The organism is Micromonospora jinlongensis, assembly GCF_013410645.1.
GTDB classification, from domain to species: domain Bacteria; phylum Actinomycetota; class Actinomycetes; order Mycobacteriales; family Micromonosporaceae; genus Micromonospora; species Micromonospora zamorensis.
In genome coordinates this window covers 1768473-1790914 of record NZ_JACCHK010000001.1, presented here as the reverse complement: position 1 = coordinate 1790914, position 22442 = coordinate 1768473, and the positions used below count along the sequence as shown (strand labels likewise).

22 protein-coding genes are annotated in these 22442 nt (G+C 71.2%); 12 read left to right on the top strand and 10 right to left on the bottom strand.

Annotated features, from left to right (window positions below; all coding sequences use genetic code 11):
- Window positions 1-51 precede the first annotated feature (51 nt).
- From HNR22_RS07630 to HNR22_RS07620, 3 genes are all read left to right on the top strand, one after another.
- On the top strand, window positions 52-1263 hold the full coding sequence (locus tag HNR22_RS07630; RefSeq protein WP_218906229.1) for a fumarylacetoacetate hydrolase family protein: 1212 nt from the start codon (window positions 52-54) through the stop codon (window positions 1261-1263).
- Complete coding sequence (locus HNR22_RS07625; RefSeq protein WP_179779744.1) at window positions 1260-2777, top strand: aldehyde dehydrogenase family protein; 1518 nt, start codon at window positions 1260-1262, stop codon at window positions 2775-2777. Before HNR22_RS07630 ends, HNR22_RS07625 begins: the two co-directional genes overlap by 4 nt.
- Window positions 2778-2883: 106 nt before the next feature.
- A complete protein-coding gene (locus HNR22_RS07620) occupies window positions 2884-4611 on the top strand; it encodes an IlvD/Edd family dehydratase (RefSeq protein WP_179779743.1) in 1728 nt (575 codons plus the stop codon).
- A gap of 102 nt (window positions 4612-4713) precedes the next feature.
- On the opposite strand, the gene HNR22_RS07615 is transcribed toward HNR22_RS07620, so the two are convergent.
- Together HNR22_RS07615 and HNR22_RS07610 are read right to left on the bottom strand one after the other, a co-directional pair.
- Window positions 4714-5493, bottom strand: coding sequence for an ABC transporter permease subunit (locus HNR22_RS07615; RefSeq protein WP_179779742.1), 780 nt, complete (start codon window positions 5491-5493; stop codon window positions 4714-4716).
- Entirely contained in the window at window positions 5490-6506 is a 1017-nt protein-coding gene (locus HNR22_RS07610; RefSeq protein WP_179779741.1) for an ABC transporter substrate-binding protein, read from the bottom strand. Before HNR22_RS07610 ends, HNR22_RS07615 begins: the two co-directional genes overlap by 4 nt.
- A gap of 309 nt (window positions 6507-6815) precedes the next feature.
- Here HNR22_RS07610 and HNR22_RS07605 point away from each other — a divergent pair, with 309 nt between their 5' ends.
- From HNR22_RS07605 to HNR22_RS07595, 3 genes are read left to right on the top strand one after another with little or no spacing between them, the layout of a single operon-like run.
- Window positions 6816-7751 (top strand): DUF6282 family protein, encoded by a 936-nt coding sequence (locus tag HNR22_RS07605; RefSeq protein WP_179779740.1) that lies wholly within the window; start codon window positions 6816-6818, stop codon window positions 7749-7751.
- The gene (locus tag HNR22_RS07600) at window positions 7748-8464 is read left to right on the top strand and encodes a PIG-L deacetylase family protein (protein ID WP_179779739.1); all 717 of its coding nucleotides are present in this window, start codon (window positions 7748-7750) and stop codon (window positions 8462-8464) included. Before HNR22_RS07605 ends, HNR22_RS07600 begins: the two co-directional genes overlap by 4 nt.
- Window positions 8461-9120, top strand: coding sequence for a 4-carboxy-4-hydroxy-2-oxoadipate aldolase/oxaloacetate decarboxylase (locus tag HNR22_RS07595; protein ID WP_179779738.1), 660 nt, complete (start codon window positions 8461-8463; stop codon window positions 9118-9120). Before HNR22_RS07600 ends, HNR22_RS07595 begins: the two co-directional genes overlap by 4 nt.
- 37 nt (window positions 9121-9157) lie before the next feature.
- On the opposite strand, the gene HNR22_RS07590 is transcribed toward HNR22_RS07595, so the two are convergent.
- Together HNR22_RS07590 and HNR22_RS07585 are read right to left on the bottom strand one after the other, a co-directional pair.
- A complete protein-coding gene (locus HNR22_RS07590; protein WP_179779737.1) occupies window positions 9158-10612 on the bottom strand; it encodes an alkaline phosphatase PhoX in 1455 nt (484 codons plus the stop codon).
- Between the two features lie 122 nt (window positions 10613-10734).
- Window positions 10735-11280: an ABATE domain-containing protein gene (locus tag HNR22_RS07585; protein WP_179779736.1), complete on the bottom strand. Its 546-nt coding sequence runs from the start codon at window positions 11278-11280 to the stop codon at window positions 10735-10737.
- A 45-nt stretch (window positions 11281-11325) separates the two neighbouring features.
- Between HNR22_RS07585 and HNR22_RS07580 the strand changes: the two genes are divergently transcribed.
- Window positions 11326-12537: an MFS transporter gene (locus tag HNR22_RS07580; protein ID WP_179779735.1), complete on the top strand. Its 1212-nt coding sequence runs from the start codon at window positions 11326-11328 to the stop codon at window positions 12535-12537.
- A 121-nt stretch (window positions 12538-12658) separates the two neighbouring features.
- Here the strand turns inward: HNR22_RS07580 and HNR22_RS07575 are convergent, their stop codons facing one another.
- The 5 genes from HNR22_RS07575 to HNR22_RS07560 all read right to left on the bottom strand — a co-directional run bounded on the left by HNR22_RS07575 (window position 12659) and on the right by HNR22_RS07560 (window position 16066).
- On the bottom strand, window positions 12659-13873 hold the full coding sequence (locus HNR22_RS07575; RefSeq protein ID WP_179779734.1) for an RNA polymerase sigma factor: 1215 nt from the start codon (window positions 13871-13873) through the stop codon (window positions 12659-12661).
- Window positions 13873-14148 (bottom strand): YciI family protein, encoded by a 276-nt coding sequence (locus HNR22_RS07570; RefSeq protein ID WP_246380735.1) that lies wholly within the window; start codon window positions 14146-14148, stop codon window positions 13873-13875. The genes HNR22_RS07575 and HNR22_RS07570 overlap by 1 nt, the downstream gene beginning before the upstream one ends.
- A gap of 11 nt (window positions 14149-14159) precedes the next feature.
- Window positions 14160-14288, bottom strand: coding sequence for a hypothetical protein (locus HNR22_RS31605; RefSeq protein ID WP_281374132.1), 129 nt, complete (start codon window positions 14286-14288; stop codon window positions 14160-14162).
- Window positions 14289-14428: 140 nt separating this feature from the next.
- Window positions 14429-15379, bottom strand: a complete 951-nt coding sequence (locus HNR22_RS07565) for an NADP-dependent oxidoreductase (RefSeq protein ID WP_179779733.1) — start codon at window positions 15377-15379, stop codon at window positions 14429-14431.
- Window positions 15380-15427: 48 nt separating this feature from the next.
- The gene (locus HNR22_RS07560) at window positions 15428-16066 is read right to left on the bottom strand and encodes an HD domain-containing protein (protein ID WP_179779732.1); all 639 of its coding nucleotides are present in this window, start codon (window positions 16064-16066) and stop codon (window positions 15428-15430) included.
- A 179-nt stretch (window positions 16067-16245) separates the two neighbouring features.
- Between HNR22_RS07560 and HNR22_RS07555 the strand changes: the two genes are divergently transcribed.
- The 5 genes from HNR22_RS07555 (at window position 16246) to HNR22_RS07535 (ending at window position 21799) form a co-directional block, all read left to right on the top strand.
- The gene (locus HNR22_RS07555; protein ID WP_179779731.1) at window positions 16246-17211 is read left to right on the top strand and encodes a DJ-1/PfpI family protein; all 966 of its coding nucleotides are present in this window, start codon (window positions 16246-16248) and stop codon (window positions 17209-17211) included.
- A gap of 94 nt (window positions 17212-17305) precedes the next feature.
- Entirely contained in the window at window positions 17306-18028 is a 723-nt protein-coding gene (locus tag HNR22_RS07550; RefSeq protein WP_218906227.1) for an alpha/beta fold hydrolase, read from the top strand.
- 231 nt (window positions 18029-18259) lie between these two features.
- The gene (locus HNR22_RS07545; RefSeq protein ID WP_179779729.1) at window positions 18260-18775 is read left to right on the top strand and encodes a SigE family RNA polymerase sigma factor; all 516 of its coding nucleotides are present in this window, start codon (window positions 18260-18262) and stop codon (window positions 18773-18775) included.
- On the top strand, window positions 18772-19941 hold the full coding sequence (locus tag HNR22_RS07540; RefSeq protein ID WP_179779728.1) for a hypothetical protein: 1170 nt from the start codon (window positions 18772-18774) through the stop codon (window positions 19939-19941). The genes HNR22_RS07545 and HNR22_RS07540 overlap by 4 nt, the downstream gene beginning before the upstream one ends.
- Window positions 19942-20971: 1030 nt before the next feature.
- On the top strand, window positions 20972-21799 hold the full coding sequence (locus tag HNR22_RS07535; protein WP_179783450.1) for an SAM-dependent methyltransferase: 828 nt from the start codon (window positions 20972-20974) through the stop codon (window positions 21797-21799).
- Between the two features lie 45 nt (window positions 21800-21844).
- Here the strand turns inward: HNR22_RS07535 and HNR22_RS07530 are convergent, their stop codons facing one another.
- A complete protein-coding gene (locus HNR22_RS07530) occupies window positions 21845-22372 on the bottom strand; it encodes a MarR family winged helix-turn-helix transcriptional regulator (RefSeq protein ID WP_179779727.1) in 528 nt (175 codons plus the stop codon).
- Window positions 22373-22442 lie beyond the last annotated feature (70 nt).

Genomic DNA, 22442 nt, shown 5'->3' with positions numbered 1-22442 from the left:
TGACATCCGCCCCGGGGGCGAGCAATCCTTCTTCGGCCTGGGGAGCGGCTCATGACGGTGCCACGGCCCCGGCGCACGACCCCGGGCGCGGGCTGGGCCGGTACCGCCGCCGAGGCGCTGCCGGACGACGCCGACGACAGCGTCCTCGTCGGCCGGATCTGGGACCCGTCCGTCGACGGACCCTCGCCCGTGACCGTCCGAAACGGCGAGGTCTTCGACATCAGCCGGCGGTTCCCGACCGTCCGGGACATCTGCGAGCTTCCCGACCCCGCCGCGACGGTGGCCGGGCTCGACGGACTGCGGGTGGGCGACCTCGGGGAGATACTGGCCAACACCGAGGCCCCGACCCGCGACCGTACGCGGCCCTGGCTGCTCGCCCCGGTCGACCTTCAGGTGCTCAAGGCCGCTGGTGTGACCTTTCCCGTCTCGATGATCGAACGGGTCATCGAGGAACGGGCCCGGGGTGACCTGGCGCTCGCGGGGGACATCCGGCGGCGAATGCTCGCCGACGTCGGTGTCGACCTGCACAGCCTGGCTCCGGGCTCGGCGGAGGCGGAGCGGCTCAAGAGTCTGCTGGTGGCCGAGGGCATGTGGAGTCAGTACCTGGAGGTGGGGATCGGCCCGGACGCCGAGATCTTCACAAAGGGTCAGATCCTGTCCGCCGTCGGCACCGCCGTTCCGGTCGGCGTGCTCGCCACGTCGACCTGGAACAACCCGGAGCCCGAGGTCACGCTCATCGTCCAGTCCAGTGGCCGGATCGTCGGCGCCACCCTCGGCAACGACGTGAACCTGCGGGATGTGGAGGGCCGGTCGGCACTGTTGCTGCCGTTGGCGAAGGACAACAACGCCTCGTGTGCCCTCGGTCCCCTGATCCGGCTCTTCGACCACCGGTTCGGCATGGATCGGGTCCGCGAACTCGAGGTCAGCCTGGAGGTCCGCGGGTTGGACGGTTTCCTCCTGGAGGCGGTCTCGGAGATGACCCGGATGTCGCGGGACCCGGAGGACCTGGTGCGGCAGCTGATCGGCCCGCACCACCGCTATCCCGACGGCGCCGCCCTGATGCTCGGCACGATGTTCGCGCCCATCCAGGACCGCGACCGCGCCGGTGAGGGCTTCACCCACAAGGTCGACGACATCGTACGGATCAGCTGCCCGGCACTCGGCACCCTGGTCAACCGGGTGTGGCACGCGGAGGAGTGCGAGCCCTGGCACTTCGGCGTCCGAGACCTGATGGGCAATCTGGGGAGGAGAGGGCTGCTGTGAACGTGGTCAACACTGTCGATCCGCGCGACGGTCGGCGTCGCGCGACCGATCTCAACGAGACGGACGAGTCTCGACTGGAGGTTGTCGCCGGCGAGGCGTCCCGTGCCGCCCAGTGGCTCTCCGGCCTGGGCAGAATCGGCAGGGCGGAGATGCTGGACCGCATTGCCGCGTCCCTGGAGTCCCGTCGCGCGGACCTGGTCGCCGTCGCGGAGGCGGAGACCGGCTTGAGTCAGGCGCGGCTCGAAACGGAGCTCACCCGGTCGGCTCTCCAGTTCCGGATGTTCGGCGACGTCCTGCGCGACGGCGGGTACGTCGAGGCGACCATCGACCACGCCGCCGACACCCCCATCGGGCCCGGCCCCGACGTGCGGCGGATGCTCGTGCCCCTCGGGCCGGCCGCCGTCTTCGGAGCCAGCAACTTCCCCTTCGCCTTCTCGGTCGCCGGGGGCGACACCGCCTCCGCGCTCGCCGCGGGTTGTCCCACCGTCCTGAAGGCCCACCCGTCGCACCCGCTGACGTCGCACGCCTCCGCCGACGCGATCGGGTCGGCCATTCGCGACATGGGCGGGCCCGACGGCGTGATCACCACCGTGTACGGGGAGCAGGCCGGCCGGTCGCTGGTGCGCCACCCCGCGATCCGCGCGGTCGCGTTGACGGGCTCCGTCGGCGCGGCCCGGGCTATCCAGGCGGCCATCGACGAACGACCCGATCCGATTCCCCTCTACGCCGAGCTGAGCAGCGTCAACCCGATCGTCGTCCTGCCCGGCGCGGCCGCCGACCGGGGAGACGCGATCGCCGAAGGGTTGTTCGCCTCCTTCACGGCGTCGGGTGGTCAGCTGTGCACCAAGCCTGGTCTGGCGTTCATCCCGGCGGATCCGGGCGGTGAGCACCTGGTCGACGCGCTGCGGGGGAGGGTCGCCTCGGCGGGAGGCACGGTCCTGTTGAACGAGCGCATCCGTGACGCCTTCGAGAGCGGCGTGGCGGCGTTCGAGCGTGCCGGCGCGCGTGTCTCGGCCCGGCCCCAGGTCGAGCCGGGCGATGGCTTCACCGTCGCGCCGGCCCTGTTGGAGGTCGACCTGCCGGGACTGACCGCCGAGATCGCCGACGAGTGTTTCGGACCGCTCATGGTCGTGGTCCGGTATCGCGACGTCGCCGAACTCGACACCGTGCTGGCGACCGTTCCGGCGTCGCTCACCGGGTCCGTCCATCGTGGACCAGGCGATGACGTCGATGCTGTGCGCGGGTTGGTCGACGTGCTCGCCGCCCGCTCGGGTCGGATCGTCTTCGACGGCTACCCCACCGGTGTCCGCGTGTCGTGGGCTCAGCACCACGGTGGGCCCTGGCCGTCGACCAACGCCGTGCACACCTCGGTGGGCGCCACGTCGATCCGGCGGTTCCTCCGTCCGCTGGCGTGGCAGGACGCCCCGGAGTGGATCCTTCCGGACGAACTCCGGGACGCGTACACCGCCATTCCCCGCCGAGTCGACGGGAGATGGGAACCGAAGGGGGAGTAGCCGCGCCGTCGGTCGCCCCCCGCACGTGCTCCCTGGTCCCGATGTCACCAGCCAGACCCGCAGGCGCGCAGACCGCCGGGCGGGACGACGACAGGAAGGTGTGCTGATGTCGACGACGAATCCACCGCTGCGCAGCGGGCAGTGGTTCGGTGCGGAGGGCCGCAACGGGTTCATCCATCGGTCCTGGATGCGCAACCAGGGGTTCGCGGACGACGTCTTCGACGGTCGTCCGGTGATCGGCATCGCCACCACCTGGTCGGAGCTGACACCCTGCAACGCCCACCTGCGGGACCTGGCCGAATCGGTGAAGCGGGGCGTGTGGGAGAGCGGCGGCCTGCCCCTGGAGTTCCCCGCGATGAGCCTGGGCGAGCCCCTGATGCGACCCACCACCATGCTCTACCGCAACCTGCTGGCGATGGAGTTGGAGGAGTCGGTCCGGGCCAACCCGCTCGACGGGGTGGTCCTGCTCTCCGGCTGTGACAAGACCACTCCCGGTCTGCTGATGGGGGCGGCGAGCGTCGACCTGCCGACTCTGATGATGACCGGCGGCCCGATGCTCAACGGCAAGTTCCGCGGCCAGGACATCGGCTCGGGCACCGTCGTCTGGCGCTTCACCGAGGAGATGCGGGCGGGCCGGATGAGCGCCGCCGACTGCGCGGAGGCGGAGGTCGGCATGTCCCGCAGCCGGGGCCACTGCATGACCATGGGGACCGCCTCCACGATGGCCTGCGTGACCGAGGCGCTGGGCGTGCAACTCCCGGGGGCCGCCGCCGTGCCGGCTGTCGACTCCCGCAGGTACGCGCTCGCACACGCTGCCGGACGCCGGATCGTCGCCATGGTCGAACAGGACCAACGGTTGTCCACGGTGCTCACCCGGCAGGCGTTCGAGAACGCCATCCGGGTCAACGCCGCGATCGGCGGTTCCACCAACGCCGTCGTACACCTGCTCGCCATCGCCGGACGCCTCGGCGTCCCCCTGTCCCTGGAGGACTTCGACACCCTCACCGCCGACGTGCCGATGCTCGTCAACCTCATGCCGTCCGGGGCGTACCTCATGGAGGACTTCGCCTACGCCGGCGGCGTGCCGGCGGTGATGGCGGAGATCGCCCCGCTGCTGAACATGGACCACGTCACCGTCAGCGGCAGGAGCGTGGCCGACAACATCACCGGCGCCCAGTGCTGGAACCGGGAGGTCATCGGCACCCTGGCCGAGCCCTTCCAGCCCGCCGGCTCCGGCACCGTGGTGCTACGAGGGTCGCTCGCGCCGTCCGGGGCGGTGCTGAAGGTGTCCGCCGCCTCCGCCCAGCTCCTCACGCACACCGGTCCCGCGCTCGTCTTCGACCGGATCGAGGACTACGTCGTCGCCGCCGACGACCCGGACCTGGACGTCACCCCCGACACGGTGATCGTGGTCCGCAACGCAGGGCCGCGCGGCTACCCCGGTTTCCCGGAAGTGGGCAACGTGCCGATGCCACGACGGCTGCTCGCGGCCGGCATCACGGACATGGTGCGGATCTCCGACGCCCGCATGAGCGGCACCGGCTACGGCACCTGCATCCTGCACGTGGCCCCGGAGGCGTCCGTGGGCGGCCCGCTCGCGCTGGTCCGCACCGGCGACCTGATCCGTGTCGACGTCCCGACGCGGAGCCTGGAACTCCTGGTCGACGACACCGAGCTTGTCCAGCGCCGGGCCGCGTGGCGGCCACCGCCGCCGGTGGCCGACCGGGGATGGGTACGGCTGTACAGCGAACACGTCCTGCAAGCCGACCAGGGAGCGGACCTCGACTTCCTCGTCGGCGGCAGCGGCAGCGCCGTACCCCGTCACTCGCACTGAACCTGACGTGGCGTACGAAGCCGCGAGGAACCGATCGTCTGGGAGGGGGTGGCCCCACGGGGTGAGTTCGCGTGGAGGGCTCAGCAGCCGACGAAGGGTCCCTCAGGAGGAGATCGCTCGCGCCCACGGCACGAGGAGTCGTTCGAGGCCGGCCATCAGGTAGAAGAGCAGCGCGCCCATGAGCGCGAGCAGGATCAGCGCCGCGAACGCGAGCGGGGTGTCGGCGGACTGACCGGAACTGGCGATCACCGCGCCGAGCCCGACCTGCGGGTTGATCACTTCGCCGATGATCGCGCCGATGATGGCGAGTGAGGTCGCGACCTTCAAACCGACGAAGATCTGCGGCAAGGCCCACGGAAGACGGACTTTGAGAAAGGTCTGCCACCACGAGGCGGAGAGGGAGCGGGCCAGCTCGCCCAGGTCGTTCGGTGTCGAGGTCAGGCCCGCCATGGTCGAGATCAGGATCGGAAAGAAGCAGAGCAGCACGACCATCACGATCTTGGTCTCGTAACCGAAGCCGATCCAGACCAGGAGCAGCGGCGCGAGCGCCACCTTCGGCACCGCATTGATGCCGGCGATCATCGGTAGGGTCATCCGCTCGACCGTCCGCGACGCGGCGAGCAGCACGGCGAGCAGGAGCCCGCCCACCGCCGCGATCCCGAACCCGACGATCGTCTCCACGAACGTGATCCAGGTCTGCTGAGCCAGGTGACCGGGGAGCCGCAGGAATGCGTCGACGACGTCCGGGGGCGCCGGCAGGAAGAAGGGTTCGATGTCGAAGGCCCAGGTCGACAGCCACCAGATCCCGGTTGCGAGGACCGCGCCCAGGGCCGGCAGCCCGAGGGTGTGCCAGCGCCGTTGTGACCGGGAGTTGCCGGTCACGACTTCTTGACGAAGGTCGGTTCCACGATGGCCGCCGGCGTCAGGCCCGACGGAATCAGGTTGGCGCGTTCGAGGACGGCGATGGTCTGGGCCACCCGCGACTCGTCCATGAACCCGATCGGGGCACCGTCGGCGGGACGGACGTGCGGGGCCATAGCCTCGATCTCGCTCCTGCCCGCCGCCACCGTGTAGGTGGGCTTCGCCTTGTTGAGGATCGTCGCCGCCTCGTCCGGGTGCTCGATGCTGTATGCCAGGCCCTTGAGTGCGGCCTTGGTGAACCGCTGCACGAGGTCGGGGTCCTCGCTGATGAGCGACGGAGTGGTGATGATCGCGTTGCCGAACAGGTCGGGCAGGTAGTCGCTGTAGGGCAGGACCACGACGTCCTTTCGGGCGGCCGTCTGCAGGGCACCGCGGCTGAGCAGGAACGTGCCCAGTGCGTCGACCTGCCGGCTCGCCATGAGCCCGTTGAGGGCGGTGGGCTGCACGCCCTCGATCTTCACCGCGGCCGGATCGAGCCCGGCCAGCCGCGCGTACGCCGGGAAGAGCAACTCCGTCACGGAGCCGCTGCCGGTCGCGATCGTCTTGCCCCGGAGGTCCTTCGGGGTGGTGATGTTGGTGTCCTTGGTGGTCATCACCGAAATCAACGTCTGCTGGTGCACGGCGGCGATCGCCCGCCAGTCGGTGAACTCGCCCTTGCCTGCCTGAATGGCGGCACCGGTGAAGTCGAGAGCCGCGAACTGGACCTGCCCCGACTTGAGGGCTGTCAGGTTCTGCTGGTTGCCGGCGCCCTCCTTGATGTCGACGTCGATGCCGACCTCGGCGAAATAGCCCTTCTCGTTCGCCACCCAGGCGAAGGCGTCCCGGCCCACCGCGCCGAACGCGGTGATGTAGGAGACCTTGTCGGTCCCACCGCCGGACGAGTCGTCGCCGCCGTCATCGGTGCCGCCGCAGCCACCGGCCACGAGAGTTACGGTCAGCCAGGCTGCTACCAGCGCGTGAAAGCGCTTACTCATGAGGTGCCTCCAGCTTTCGGCTTCGCGACGCTTGGCCCATCCCTGTTGGCGGAAATCGACGGGTCGACGCCAGGCCGGCATCGATAGACGATTTTAGATCAGGTGGGTGGTCACCGTCAGTCCCGAACCGCAACAGGGGTGCCGAGCAACAGACCCAACCTGTCCATAATGGAGCGCTGGTGTGCGGCGCCTTGTGATACACATGATCACCGATATACTTGCGCTCGGCGGCTCCCGGCTCTTCGACCGCTGGGCGTTCGTTCGAGTGCACCCGCACGACCTCGCTCGCAGGGCTCACTGAGGAGCGCGATGCCTGACCATCTGGTCCCGTCCGCCCGCGCCCGCGCCGTGGTCCACGGTGCCTACGACACGCACGTGCACGTGGCCCCCGACGTGATGGCCCGGCGCATCGACGACGTCGACCTGGCGCACCGCTGCGCCGAGGTCGGGCTGGCCGGTTTTGTCCTCAAGTCCCACTACGTGGCGACGGCCGAGCGAGCAGCGGTGGTCCGCAAGGTGGTGCCCGACGTCGACGTCCTCGGTGCCATCACCCTCAACGGCGCGATGGGCGGCATCAATCCGGTCGCGGTCGAGGTCGCCGCGCGACAGGGTGCGCGGATCGTCTGGATGCCGACGGTGGACTCCGGAAACCAGCGGCGCAGCACCGCCACCGATCTGCCAGGCGCCACACCGGCGATGTGGGGAGCCTTCCAATCCGACCTGCACAGCCAGGGCATCGTGCCGGACCCGGTCGAGGTCGTCGACGCCGAGGGCCGGGTCCTCGACCGCGTACGCCAGGTGTTGCGGGTGATCGCCCGGCACGACGTCACGCTCGCCACCGGCCACCTGAGCGGCGCCGAGATCGCCGCCGTGGTTCGGGCCGCGGGGGAGGAGGGGGTACGCCGGATCGTGGTCACCCATCCCGAGTTCACCTCGCAGCGGCTGACGCCCGCGCGGCAGCGCGAGCTGGCCGAGGCGGGCGCTCTGTTGGAGCGCTGCTTCACGACCCCGCACTCGGGCAAGGTCGACTGGGCGGACCTGTTCGCCACCATCCGGTCGGTAGGTGTGGCGCACTCCGTCCTCTCCAGCGACCTGGGGCAACCGTTCAACCCGCCGGTGGAGGACGGTCTGGCGCTCTTCGCCGACCGCCTGTTCGACGCCGGCTTCACCGAAGACGAGATCCACGTCATGGCGGTGGTCAATTCGCGCCGTCTGGTGACGCCGGCCGGAACGACGCCGGTATGAGCGGGCGGCGGATGCTGGTGGTGGGCGCCCACTCGGCCGACTTCGTCTGGCGGGCCGCCGGAGCCATCGCCATGCACACGCGGGCCGGCGGCGAGGCCGTCGTGGTGGCGCTCTCCTACGGCGAGCGGGGCGAGTCCGGCGAGCTGTGGAAGGACCCGCAGCAGACGGTGGAGAACGTCAAACGACTGCGGCACGCCGAGGCGGAACGGTCCGCTGCGGCGGTCGGCGCCCGGTTCGAGGCGTTCGACCTGGGCGACTACCCGCTTCGGATCCGGGACGAGGACATCGACCGGCTGGCGACGCTGATGCGCGAGTACGCGCCGCACGTGGTGCTCACCCACCCGGAGCGCGACCCGTTCAACCCGGACCACCCGGCGGCGCACGCAGCGGTGGCGACCGCCCGGCAGCTCACCGCTGGCGCCGGCGTGTCCAGCGGCTTCCGGACCGCCCCGCCCTCGGAGTTCCTGGCCTTCGAACCCCACCAGCCTGAGCTCTGCGGGTTCGTCCCCACCCTCTTCGTCGACATCACCGAGGCGATGCCGGCCAAGCGGGAGGCGATGGCGGCGATGGCAGCTCAGGGCTACCTGCGCGAGTACTACACCCAGCGCGCCGACCATCGCGGCAACCACGCCCGCCGGGTGACCGGTAACACGGCCATCCGGCAGGCGGAGGCGTTCCAACGGTTGATTCCGAACGTCGTGGTGGCGCTGTGAGCGCCGCCCGCGACGCGGCGGACGTCGCCCCCGCGGTGATCGAGACACTGGCCGCTGCCGGGGTGGCAACGGTCTACGAGGCCGCCGGTCGGCGTGGCCTGATCGACGTGGACCTCGTGCAGGTGGTGCCGGGTTCCCGGGTCGCCGGCGCCGCCCGGACCGTCGTCTGCGGCCAGGGTGACAACCGGACAGTGCACGAGGCCATGACGCTCGTCCGCCCCGGCGAGGTGCTCGTGCTCACCATGCCCGAGCCGGCCCCCGTCGCGCTGATCGGTGAGCTGCTGGCCACGCAGGCCAAGGTCGCCGGCGCGGCCGGCGTGCTGGTCGACGCCGCGGTGCGGGACGTGGACGAACTCCGGGCGCTCGGCCTGCCGGTCTGGGCCCGCTGGTGTCGGGTGCGCGGAGCCACCAAAAGCGACAGGGGTTTGCTCGACGTGCCGGTGCCGGTCGGCGGTGCGACAGTCGAGCCGGGGGACATCGTGGTGCTCGACGCCGACGGGGCCGTGGTGGTGCGGCGGACGAGCGCGGACGCCGTGGCCGCCGCGACGAGGGGCCGGATGGCCAAGGAGACCGGATTGCGGGCACGGCTGGAAGCCGGCGAGTTCAGCTACGACCTGCACGGGATGCGGACGGAGGACGAGCCCGGCGGGCGGTAGAGCCGGGCGGATCGCCCGACCCCACCGCCCGGCCTGGTCAGCCCAGGTACTTCTCCCACGGGCCGGTGATGGCCAGAGTGAGGCCGGGGTCCTGCATGTTCACGAAGAGCACGTTGCCGTCGGTGCTGAAGGTCGGCCCGCAGAACTCCGAGTCGTTGAGCATGTTGCGGGCGATCGCATAGGTCGGGCCGCCCGGGATCGTGCTCAGCACGTGGGAGGCGCCCTTGCCGTCCTCGGCGAGCACCAGGCTTCCCCACGGGGTGACGGTCACGTTGTCCGGGCCGTCGAAGGTGATGTCGGTGTACTTGACCGGGGTCCCCTCCTCGGCGGCGGTCTGGTGCGGGAAGTACGTCACCAGCTGGATGGTCTGGTCCTTGAAGTTGTAGAACCAGACCATGCCGTCGTGCGGCGCCGCGTCGGACGGCAGGTCACCCTCGTCCCAGGCGAAGGAGTTGACCACGTACACGCCCTCGTCGGTGCTCCAGACGCCCTCGAACTTGCGTCCGCGGGTGACCTGGCCGTCGGTGAACTGCTCGCGTACGGACGTGTGCCGCGCGTCGCGGTCCGGCACCTCGATCCACCGGACGGGGAAGGGGCGACCCAGTTGGGCGGAGGTCAGGTAGGCGACGTCCGGCAGCACCGAACCGTCGTCCATGATGATCTGCATGGCGGCGAGGACGCCGGTGTTCGGTGCGAGCCGGGTGAGCACGCCGGGACCGACCTTGACGCCGCGCGGCGCCGACCAGCGGTAGAAGAGGCCGTTGGGCTCGTCGGCGTCTTCGGACAGGTAGATGTGGGTGCGGTCCTTGTCGACCGCCAGGGCCTCGTGGGAGTAGCGACCCAGGCACTTGATCGGCCGCGGGTCGGCGCTGCCGTCGGGCCAGACCTCGAAGACGTAGCCGTGGTCCTTCTGGTAGACGCCCGACCGGCCGCCCTCTTCCCACTCGTCGCCGGCCCGGTCCTCGGTCTCCTCGCAGGTGAGCCAGGTCCCCCAGGGGGTGGGCCCGCCGGCGCAGTTGGAGATGGTGCCCGAGAGGGCGACGAACTCACCCAGGTTGCGGCCCGCACGATCGGTCTTGATCACGGTGCATCCGCCGGCGTCGACGGCGCCCGGGTCGTACACCGTTCCCTTGACGTGCGGCACGCCGAACTCGGCACCCGGGTCGATCTCGTGGTTCTGGATCAGGGTGTAGCGGCCGTTGCCGGCGTCGTAGACGGCCATGCCGTCGTGGTCGGCCGGGGTCATGCCCTGGCCACGGTCGAGCCGGGTGACGCCGGTCCGGGTGACCACCGTGTAGCTGAAGCCCTTGGGCAGGGCGAGGATCCCCTTCGGGTCGTCCACGAGCGGCGGGAAGGGCACGTGACCGGACTTGACCGGCGGGTGCGGCCGGCTCGGGCTGGCCTGGGCCAGGGACGGCAGGCCGCCGGCGACGGCGAGGCCAACGCCGGCGGCGGCGCCGCCAGCGAGGAAGGTACGACGAGAGGAAGGCACGGGGATCAGCTCCTGGTCAGGACAAGTGCGACGACTGGCAGCCAACTCCTGCGGGCGAACACCGAAACGTCGCCGACCGGATCGCTCGGTGACATCGGGGTGAAGAATCAGGGTCGCTGCACTCAGGGGGCCGAGGTTCGCCGTCGACGGCGGTACGCCGCGGCCTTGGCGCGATCTCCGCAGCCGCGCATGCCGCACCAGCGTCGCCGCGAGCCTCGCGACCGGTCGACGAACGCTCGGGTGCAGTGCTCGTCGGCGCACCACCGGAGGGCGTGACGGTCGTCGCTGGCGTGCAACTCCAGGCAGTCGCGCGCGAGGACCGTCAGGACGGCGTCCGTGTCGCCCGTCCGGTGCACCCCGTCGGCGTCCAGGCGCAGCTCGGGTAGCGGCCCCGCCGCGGCATCATTGACCAGCTCGCGATCGGCCGGGGCCGCGTCGGTGCCGTCGATCAGGGCTCGGACCAGGCGGAACATCGCCTCGCGGAGATCCTTGGCTTGCCGCAGAGCGGCATCGTCCACATGCGGGGGTTGCTCGACGATGCCGGCCTGAACGGCCCAGTCCGCGAAATCCTGCGGGGCGGTCAGCTGCTCGACGTCGGTGTGGCCGCGCTCGGCGAGCGTGGGAAGGAAGTCCAGTACCGGCCGGTCGGCAATGAACTCGAATCCCACGTCACCATCTTGACCGGTGACGCGACGCGATGCAAGAGTGGTTCGATGGCATCACCGGTTCAACAGGTGACGGCACCCGATCCCGACACCCGCCGACACGGCACACGGCTGGCCCCCTACCTGGCCGCAGCGCTATTGGCGCGTACCGCCGACGAGGGCGCACGTGTGGCGCTGGTGCTTCTCGCCCTGGACCGGGCGGACAGCGCCGCCGTCGGCGGAACGCTGGTCGCGACCCTGCTCATTCCACACGTGGTGGCCGCACCCCTGGTCGGCACGCTGGTGGACCGGTCGAGACGGCCGGCGGCCGTGCTCGCCGGCGCGATCACCGTCTTCGCCGGGGCCCTCGCGGCCCCGGTCGCCCTGCTCGGTCACGCGCCGCTGTGGCAGACCTACCTCGTCCTCGTGGTGGCGGGGTGCTGCGGACCGGCGGTGACCGGCGGGCTGACCAGCCGGTTGGGCGAGCTGGCAGGACCCGGGCACGAGGTTCGTGCCTTCGCGCTGGACTCGCTGTCCTACAACGTTGCCGGCATGGCCGGGCCGGCGGCGGTCGGGCTGGTCGCGGCGGCAGCCGGCCCGAGCGCCGCCACCCTCGCGCTCGCGATCACCGCCGGACTCGGCGCACTCGGCGTCGCTTTCCTGCACCTGCCCACCTCCGACACCGTGGCGGCGCGGACACGAACGGCTGGCCTGTTCCACGGCACCCGCGCGGTCGCGCGCGATCCGGCCCTGCGAGTGCTCACCCTCGCGACCAGCTTCGGCCAACTGGGCCTGGGCGGTCTCGCCGTGGTCGCCACCACCCAGGCTGCCGCCGCGCACGAACCCACGCGCGCCGGCCTGCTGCTCGGCGTGATCGGCGGAGGTGCGTTCGTGGGCTCCCTGCTCTGGGCCTGGCGGCCGATGCCGGCCTCTCGCGCGCCGGTTGTGACGGTCTGGGCCATGGTCGCGGTCGGTGTACCCCTCGCGCTGGCGGCCGCCGTGCACTCCCTACCTCTGATCGCAGCGCTGTTCGCGCTGTCCGGGCTCTTCACCGGGCCGTGCGCCGCAGCGCTGTTCCTGGCTCGGAACCAGTTGGCCACCGAGACGATCCGTACGCAGGTCTTCACCATCGGCGCCGGACTGAAGGTGGCGGCTGCCGCGATCGGTGCCGGTCTCCTGGGTCTCGCCTCCCACCTGCCGGTGAGCGCCCAACTGCTGCTGGTCGCCGCCTTCCCGATTGTCGCGGGGACAGCGGGCGGCGTACTGCTCCACCGCCGCTAGCGGAAGGTCCCGCTTGGCAGGCCTGCGGCACGGGCTCGGCGACCCCGTGGAGTTGCCGTCTACCTCGGCTGACGAGCAGCCGCCCCGGTGAGTGATGGGGCCCGGCGTGCAGGCTGAGGAGTCAGCTCAGCGCGGCCGCCTTGCGGAGCAGCACTGCGCGCTCGCGCTGGTTGGCACAGAGCCGGGCGGCCAGCTCCAACTCGGCGCGCGCCTCGGGCCGCCGACCGAGACGGCTCAGCAGTTCCCCGCGTACGGTCGGGACCAGGTACGAGCCGGCGAGTCGGTTCGAGGCGACCAACTCGTCCACAATGGACAGGGCCTGCGCCGGCCCCGAGGCCATGGCCACGGCGACGGCCCGGTTGAGCTCGACCACCGGGGAGGGCGCGACCCGGCCGAGCGCCTCGTAGAGCAGCACGATCCGATCCCAGTCGGTCTCCTCGACGGAGGGCGCCGACGCGTGGGTGGCCGCGATGGAGGCCTGCAGACCATAGGGGCCGAGGCCGCGGGTCGATGCCCTGGCCAACGCCGCCAGCCCGCGGCGGATCGCCGCGCGGTCCCACAGTCGGCGGTCCTGGTCCTCGAGCAGCACCGGCGTGCCGTCCGCGTCGGTGCGGGCCGGGAAGCGCGCGGCCGTCAGCTCGCACAGCGCGAGCAGGCCGTGCACCTCCGGCTCGTCCGGCTGTAGCGCGGCGAGCGTGCGGGCCAGCCGGATCGCCTCGTACGCGACGTCGGGGCGCAGCAGCCGGTCACCGGACGTGGCCGTCGAACCCTCGGTGAAGATCACGTAGAGGACGCTGAGCACGCCACCCAGCCGTTCCCGGCGCTCATCGGGGGCCGGCAGCTCGAACGGCACCCGGGCCGCCGCGATCGTCTTCTTGCCCCGGGTGATGCGGGCCTGCACGGTCGGCACGGGTACGAGGAACGCGCGGGCGATCTGCTCGGTGGACAGGCCGCCGACCACGCGCAGGGTCAGCGCCACCCGGGTCTCCGGGGAGAGCACCGGGTGGCAGCTGACGAACATCAGCGCCAGGATGTCGTCGTCGATCCGGTCGGGGTCGATCTCCGCGTCGACCGCGGGTTCGGCCGCCAGCAGGGCGTAACGGTCCCGTAGGGCGGCCCGGCGGCGGATCGCGTCGATCGCCCGCCGCCGGGCCGTGGCCATCAGCCAGCCGGCCGGATTGGCCGGAGAGGCACGCGGCCACGACTCCAGCGCCTCGGCCACCGCCTCCTGGGCCGCGTCCTCGGCCAGCCCGAAATCGCCGGTGAACCGGGTCAGCGCGGCGACGATCCGGGCCGACTCGATCCGCCAGACGGCCTCGATGTCGGCCGTACCCATCAGATCCGGCCGCTGCTCCCGTGCGAGGTCCCTTCCGTGACGAACGTCCCGCTGTCCTGCGGGACCTCGTCCTCACCGGGCACCCGACGGATCTCGATCTTGGATCCGGGAACCGAGGGGACCCGCTTGGCCCACTCGACCGCCTCCTGGATCGAGGCGACGTCGAGCAGGAAGAAGCCCCCGAACAACTCCTTGGTCTCCCCGTACGGCCCGTCGGTGACCACCGGTGCCTCGTCGCCGAAGTGCACCACGACGCCCTGGCTCGGATCGTCCAACCCCTCGGCGGCTACGTAGACGCCGGCCTGGCCGCCTCCTCGATGAACAGGCGGGTCGCGGTCATCAGCTCGTCGACGTTGGCCATCACGGCCGCGTTGGTCTCGTCGGTGCCCCGCATGATCAGCATGTACTGCGCCATCGCGTTCTCCTTCGTCCGGCGGGGCCGCCCGTCGGGCCTCGCACCCCCACGTCGAACGAGCGGCCTGCGGATCGACACGGCCCCTGAATAATCTCTCGCCGTGACGCAGACAGCCCCTTCCCGCGATCCGTGTCCCGCCCTCAACCGCGAAAGCCGTCGGCGGCGGGCAGTTGTTCGTCCGCGACCTGGATGATCGTCTTGCCGGGTGTGCGACGGTGGCGGGCGAACGCGGCGGCCGTCTCGGTCAGTGGTCGTACGGCGCCGACGACGGGGTTGAGCCGTCCGGTCCGGAGGCGCTGGGCGAGGTCGGCCAGCCGGACGCGATCAGGTTCGACGACGAAGAAGATGGCTCGCCCGTCCCTGGGTTGCACTGTGGGCGGCATGGCGATGGTGACCAGTGTTCCGCCCGGGCGTACCAGTTCGGTCGACTGCCTGAGGATGTCGCCGCCGATGACGTCGAGCACCACGTCCACCTCGCCGACCTGCCGCAGATCGTCGGCGTCCAGGTCGACGAAGGTCTGCGCGCCGAGGGCGAGTGTGGCAGCACGGTCGTCGGCTCGGCCGGTGCCGATCACCTGGGCGCCCACCTCCCGGGCGAGTTGGACGGCGATCGAGCCGACACCGCCCGCCGCGCCGTGGATGAGGACGGTCTGGCCGGTCGTGAGGTGAGCGTGGTCGAACAGTGCCTGCCATGCGGTCAGCCCGGAGATGGGCAGCGCGGCGGCCACGGTGTGGTCGATGTCGGCCGGGAGCGGGGCCAGGTTGCGGGCCTCCACCGCGGTGTACTCGGCCAGGGACCCGTTGCGGGCCCAGTCGGTCAGGCCGAACACCCGCTGGCCCACGCTGAGGCCGGTGGTCCCGTAGCCGAGTTCGACCACGACGCCGGACAACTCGTGGCCGGGGATGCTGGGTGTCCGGTCGTGGCCGGCGCGGTCGGTCCACGTTGCCGGCCAGTCGAGCTCTCCGGGAGTGAAGCCTGCGGCGTGTACGCGCACGATGACGTCGTTCTCCGCGGCGTGCGGGTATGGCATGTCGGTCAGGGTGAGTCCGTTGACGCCCGCGTCACGGTCTCGCACGGTGATCGCTCGCATGCTCGGATCCTTTCCACAAGCGTTCGTCGGATGGGAGCTTGAGTCCGGTCAGTGCGGCCAGGGCGAACCGAGGATGCGCTCGACCGTCGTGACGCGCGGCAGGCCGGGAATGAAGTGTTCGAGGATGTCGGAGTTGACGGTGCCGTTCGTGGTCTCGGGACGATTCTTCAGCCCGTCGAACTGGACTCGCAGGAACTCGTTCCTGAAGTCCCCGCGCGGGTGGACGGCGAGGATCTCGCCCAGCTCATCGTGTTCCAGTCCGTCCAGGCCGAGGCCGAGCACGTCGGTCAGGACGCCGAGGTAGGTGGTGGCGATCTCCGGGCCCATCCGGTCGGGGATGCCCGGTGTGGTGTGCAGCGCGATGGCCGTCCAGACGGTCTCGGCGGCAGTCGTGGGAAAACCCCGGTCCAGCAGGAACCTGCGCGCGTGGTCGGCACCATCGATCTCGAAGCGCTGCTCGACGTCGGAGAAGGGCGTCAGAAGGCCGGAATCGTGGAACATGGCTGCCAGATAGAGCAACTCCGGGTCCGGTTTCACGCCCAGTCTGCGCGCGTGAATCAGGCCGAAGAGAAAGACCCGTCGGGAGTGGTGGTAGATGAGAGGTGTGGTGGTTTCCTGGATGTGCCTGGTCGCTTCGGCGACCGCTGCCGTCTCAGGAATCTCCAACCCCGCGATGACCTCTGGCATGGTCTGACCTTCCGGGAAGTGTCCGTAGGTGAACGACCTCCATGCTGCCCACCGATCGTCGTACGCTGCCGCCTTCGTCCGGCCAGGAACCACTCATATCCGGACGGCCGTCTTCCCCGGTGACGGCGTGCTACCAATAAGCGGTGCCCCTGCCGTCCGCCGTCGAAGGAGCCGCGGCGGTGACCGGCGGCCCTCACCGCGTCGCGATCTTCGTCTACGACGGGGTGACGTTGCTGGACATCGCCGGCCCGGCGGAGGTGTTCAAGGAGGCGAACCGGTTCGGTGCCGACTACCGGATCATGCTGCTGTCGCCGACCGGCGCGGACGTCACGTCGAGTCTCGGGGTTCGGATGGCGGTCGACGGTGCTGTCTCCTCGGAGGCCGCTGTCGACACGCTCCTGGTGGCCGGGTCCGACCACTATCCGCGCGCCCTGGTGCCCGCCGAGCTGGCGGACGCCGCACGGATCCCGGCCGCTTCGGCCGGCAGGGTCGCGTCGATCTGCACCGGGGCGTTCGTCCTCGCCGCCGCCGGCGTCCTGGACGGCAAGCGCGCGACCACGCACTGGCAGGTCGCGCACGAGCTTGCCGTCCGGTGCCCGACGTGCCGTGTCGAGCCCGACGCGATCTACGTTCGCGACGGCACCACGTACACCTCGGCCGGGGTGACGGCCGGCATCGATCTGGCCCTCGCGCTCGTCGAGGAGGACCACGGGCCCGATCTGACGCGCGACGTCGCACGCGCCCTGGTGGTGTACATGCAGCGGGCGGGCGGGCAGTCCCAGTTCTCGGCGCCGCTGCAAGGGCCGCCGCCCCGTTCGCCGGCCCTGCGGCGCATCACCGACGTGGTGACGGCCAACCCCCGTGGTGACCACTCACTCGGCGAACTCGCGAACCACCTCAACGTGAGCACCCGGCATCTCACCCGGCTCTTTCACGACGAGCTGTCCACGACGCCGGCCCGCTACGTGGAGAACATCAGATTCGACCTGGCCAGGGCGCTGCTCGACCAGGGCCACACCGCGTCGCAGGCCGCGACCCTCGCCGGGTTTCCCAGCTACGAGAGCATGCGACGGGTCTTCGCCAGGAAGTTGTCGATCACCCCCGCCGCCTACCAACGGCGGTTCGGCACGACTCGTCTCACCTGAGCGCGACGTTTCCTGGTCGCAGGGTGGGTAATCAGCCGCGCCCACGTAGTCGGACGAGGCGTCCACCCGAGCCCGTCCTCAGGCAAAGGAGCCGATGGCCGTGTCAGACCAAGACGTCACCGTTGTCCTCGTTCACGGCGCTTTCGCCGAGTCGGCGAGCTGGAACGGTGTGATCGAGCGGCTCGGTGCGGCCTACAACGTGGTGGCCGCCGCCAACCCGCTGCGCAGCGTCGCCGGAGATGCCGCATACCTGCGTGACGTGGTGCGAGGTGTCGGCGGACCGGTCCTGCTCGTCGGCCACTCGTACGCCGGCATGGTCATCACCGAGGCGGCGGCGGACGACCCGATGGTCCGTGCCCTTGTCTACGTCAATGCCTTCGCCCCGGAGACGGGTGAGTCGGCGCTGGCGCTGTCCGGCAAGTTCCCCGGCAGCACACTCGCCGACACCCTGGTTTCCTACCCGGTGGTGACCGGCGGCAACGAGGTGGCGATCGCCCAGAACGCCTACCACAAACAGTTCGTCCAGGACGTGTCCGACGACACGGCGGCGTTGATGGCCCGGACGCAGCGGCCGGTGACCGAGCAGGCGCTCGGCGAGGGCCTGGCGTCGACGACACCGGCGTGGAAGTTGTTGCCCAGCTGGTTCGTCTTCGGCGAGCAGGACCACAACATCCCGGTCGCGGCGCACCGCTTCATGGCCGAGCGGGCCGACGCTCGCGGCGTCCGGGAGATCGCCGGCGCCTCCCACGCGATGACGGCGTCCCAACCCGGCGAGGTCGCCGAGACCATCATTGAAGCGGTACGCGGGTCGTCCTGACCCCGAGCCGTTCCGTCACACCCTGACGGACCGCACACGACGTCATCGACGATCTCGACGCACGGCCCCGCCGCCTGTTCGCAGCGCGGCGGGGCCGTTCTCGTCTGCCGATGAGGGACCCTTCTCCGACAGGCCGGCCGCTGGCGCTGACCTGGTGGCCGGCCGAACTTCGGCGTCGACGCAACCTGTCGGTCGTCCGGACCCGTCGGGGGTGCGGAGGAGGGAGCCTCGATGGCGGATGCCGAGGGTGAGTTCGTGGAGTACGTCTCCGCGCGACTGCCGAGCCTGCATCGGACCGCGTTCCTGATGTGCGGCGACGCCCATCTGGCCGACGACGTGGTGCAGCAGACGATTACGGCGTTGTACGTGAACTGGCGCCGGGTCAGCCGGGTCGACAACGTCGACGCGTACGTGCACCGGATGCTGGTCCACAAGCTCGTCGACGAGAAGCGGTTGAGCTGGGCGAAGGTCCGGCTACTGGGGTCGATGCCGGAGCCCCGCCGCCCGCCGGTCCCACCGGACGACGAGTTGGTCGAACGGGACAGCGTGGTGAGCGCCCTCGCGCACCTGCCTCGCGGGCAGCGCACCGTCCTGGTCCTGCGGTTCCTGTGCGACCTGTCGCTGGCCGACACGGCGGCGGCGATGGGCTGCTCCGAAGGCAACGTGAAGTCGCAGACGGCTCGGGCGTTGGTGGCGGTTCGCCAGGTGCTCGGAGTCAGCGAGATGTCCGGGAGGAGTACGAGATGACGACGTTGGACGAGGAGCGCCTCGCCGCGCTGCTGCGGTCGGCGCAGGTTCCCGAGCCACGTGTCGACGTCAACCGCGCGGTCCGCGACGGTCGGCGTCGCCGCCAGCGCCGCCGCGTCGGGGGAGTCGCCGCCGTGACCGTGCTGGCCGGCCTCGGCGTCGTGGGCGTCGTCGAGCTGGCCGGGGCCGCCAGCCCGCCGGCCCCGGCCAGGCCGGCCGTCGCGGCATCACCGACCGCTGTCGCGTCGGCCGCCGCCGCCCAGCCGGTCACCTGCGAGGCGTCGTGGTTACCGCAGCCGATCGGCGGTTCGGTCGCGGTGGCGAACGGCGTCGACCCCACCGGGCGGTACATCGTCGGTGACATCGGCACCGGGAACGAGGACGGGCGGGTCGTGCTGTGGACCGACGGCCGGGCCGGCGTCCTGCCCGCCAGCGCTCGACACGCGGCGGCGGTCAACGCGCGCGGCGACGTGGTCGGCACCGACGGCGGCGGCACGGGCTGGGTCTACCGGAACGGAAAGCTGCGCTTCCTGGCCACCCCGCCCGGCTACCAGGCGGTCCTCGTGTACGCGGTGAACGGCCGGGGTGACATCGCCGGCACCGCCAGCGGAGCCGGCGAGTCCCGCCAGGCCGTGCTGTGGTCGGCGGACCGCCCGCAGGAGTACCGGCTGATCGGGCGGCCGGGATCGGCCGCGACCGCGATCACCGAGGACGGCACTGTCGTCGGCTCGATGGGTCGCCTGCCCTACCGGTGGACGCCGGAGGGCACCGGGGCGCCTCTGGCGGTGCCCGACGGCTATCCGCACGCCTCGGTCGACTCCGCGCACGGCGGCTGGGCGATCGGCATGGTTCCCGCCGAGCCGAAGGGCGGCGCCGTGCAGATGCTGCCGGTGCGATGGAATCTGAGCACCGGTGCGGTGACCCTGCTGCCGTTCCCCGGGGCGAGCGGGATCGCCGGCACCGGCGACCTGCTGGTCGACGATGGCGCGCCGCTGATCGTCGCCCCGGACGGCACATCCCGACGGTTGCCGGGCCGGGCCGAGGTCCGCGCGACCGAGGCGGGCACCTACACGGCCAGCGGGATCAGCGACGACGCACTGACCGTGGTCGGTGCCGTCTACGAGAACGAGGCGTACCGGCCGTTGGTGTGGCGCTGCCGCCGTTAGCGGGTGCGGTGCCCGTCGACCGAACGGTCGGCGGGCACCGCGGTCGGCGGTCCCGATCGGGCCGGTCACCGGCCGCAGACACCGCACGGCCGGCGAGCGTCGGCACCCATCCGGCCAGACCTCACCCCAACGGTGCACCAGCGCCAGCGGCAACAACACCCCGGCCAGCACCATGCCGATCATCAGCCCGACCATGGTGGCGTCGTCGGTGAGACCGTCGAATCCCACCACTGCCTGGGCCGCGAATCGGGCGACGAGGCCGGTCACTGTGGCGTACGCGGCCCACCGCGCCCACCGCGCCGGTGTCGAGCGCCGCAGACCCGGTCGGACCGTCCGGCAGCAGTCCGGACAGTCGCCCCGGGTGCGCCGCTGATAGCGGGCGGTGGCCAGGCCGAGCAGGACCGCTCCGGTGACACAGCCGAGCCGGCTGGCGAACGCGAGCGGGTCGAAGTACGGGCCGACCGTGAACAGCAGGAAGCCCACCAGCTCCGGCAGCAGGATCGCGGCTGCGGCGACCAGCGCCCCGGCGGTCGCCCAGGCGATCGCCGCGAGCACTGGCCACCACACCATCAGCCGGTCCAGAGCAACCGCCAGGACACCCGCCGCGACGCACATCGCCACCGACAGCCAGCCGGTGAAACCCAGCAGGTCCGTCCCGAACCGCCCGAACTCCGGCGTCTCCCCGACGGTCCACGCCAGACGCAAACCCCCGTATGCCACGGCCCAGCCGAGCACTGCGTACGTCAGGCCATGGCCCGCCTCGCGGACGGCCGGTGCCGATGTCGTCATGCGTCGATCCTCGCGGGACCGGCGCGCTGACGGCCCCCGCCGGCAGGGGAACGCACTCCCTCGCTCGGGTGAGGCTCGTCGCCGATCCACAAGCGAGCGATCCTCGCGCGGTGCTCGGGCAGGGTGGCGCCGATTCTCTGCCTTCTATACCGTGGCACGGTCGCGGGCGACGATGTCCTCGACCGGGCTGTCCCCGCGACGGAGTGGCGTACGCGGTCGAGATGAGGGGTTCGTCGTGACCATGGACTCGCAGGCGACTGGCCGACCCGGGGCCGACGACGTCGACGTGCCGCAGAAGATCGACACGTCGGTGCCGCATTCGGCCCGGATCTGGAACTACTGGCTCGGCGGCAAGGACAACTTTGCTGTCGACCGTGAGGCCGGCGACCAGTACCGGCAGGTCTTCCCCGGTGTCGTCGACGTCGCCCGTGCCTCCCGGCAGTTCCTGGTCCGCTCGATCATGTTCCTCGCCGGCGAGGCGGGTGTCCGCCAGTTCCTCGATGTCGGCACGGGGCTGCCGACCGCCAACAACACGCACGAGGTGGCGCAGGGGATCGCGCCGGACGCGCGGATCGTCTACGTCGACAGTGACCCACTGGTGCTGGTGCACGCCCGTGCGCTGCTGGTCGGCACTCCCGAGGGCCGGACGGCGTACATCGACGGCGACCTGCACGACCCGGCCGCGGTCATCGCCGAGGCGGGCAGGACGCTCGACTTCCAGCAGCCGATCGGCCTCATCCTCAGCGGCGTCATGGGCCACGTGCCCGACTACGAGACGGCCCGCTCGATCACGCGGCAGTTGGTGGCGTCGCTGCCGAGCGGCAGCTACCTCTCGCTCAACGACGGCACGAGCCTGATCAGCGCGGAGATGCAGCAGGCGCAGGACGACTACAACGACACCGGGGCGACCCCGTACACGCTCCGCTCGCCGGACGAGATCGCTGGCTTCTTCGACGGGCTGGAGCTGGTGGAGCCGGGCGTCGTGCCGTGCCCGCGTTGGCGACCCGACGACACGGTCGACACCCCCGAGGACATCGACGCCTTCGGCGGGGTGGGCCGCAAGAACTGAGGTTGGCGCGCCGAGGGCGATGTCGCGGGCGACGACCTCGGCGGGCTACTCGTCTGACTGCTCGGTCTGCGGAAGGACGCTCCGCACGGCGACGCAGGGGTCCGTGGCGGGCGCCGCGGCGTGGATCGCCTCGGCGGCGCGGGCGGCGAAGTCGCGAAAGGCGTCGCGCTGATCCTCGGGCAGCCCGCCCAGCACGTGGTCCTCGGCGTGGGCGACCCGCCGCTCGGCCTCGGCGAGTGCCGCACGCCCGCGGTCGGTGGCCACGACCCGGCGGGCGCGCCGGTCCTGGGGGTCGAGCTTCCGCTCGATGAGACCGGCGTTCTCCAGGTCGTCGATGACGTACGTCAGCACGCTGCGGTCGATGGCCAGGCGCGCGGCCAGCGCGCCCTGCGTGGGCACGTCCTCGTGTACGACGACGGCCAGGATGTGATAGCCCCGGCTGCGGTGCGGCAGGTCGCTCAGCGTCTCCTCGACGTACTCGTGCCAGCGGCGCAGCACGACGCCCAGCGACCAGCCGAAGGTCGAACCCCGCCTGCGGTCGGCCGGCAGCTCGCACGCGTCGGTGGCGGACATGCACCGGACGCTAGCAGGCGATGTGTTGATCAAACCGAAGTTCCTGTGCACCGAGGAATCAGCGGGCGGG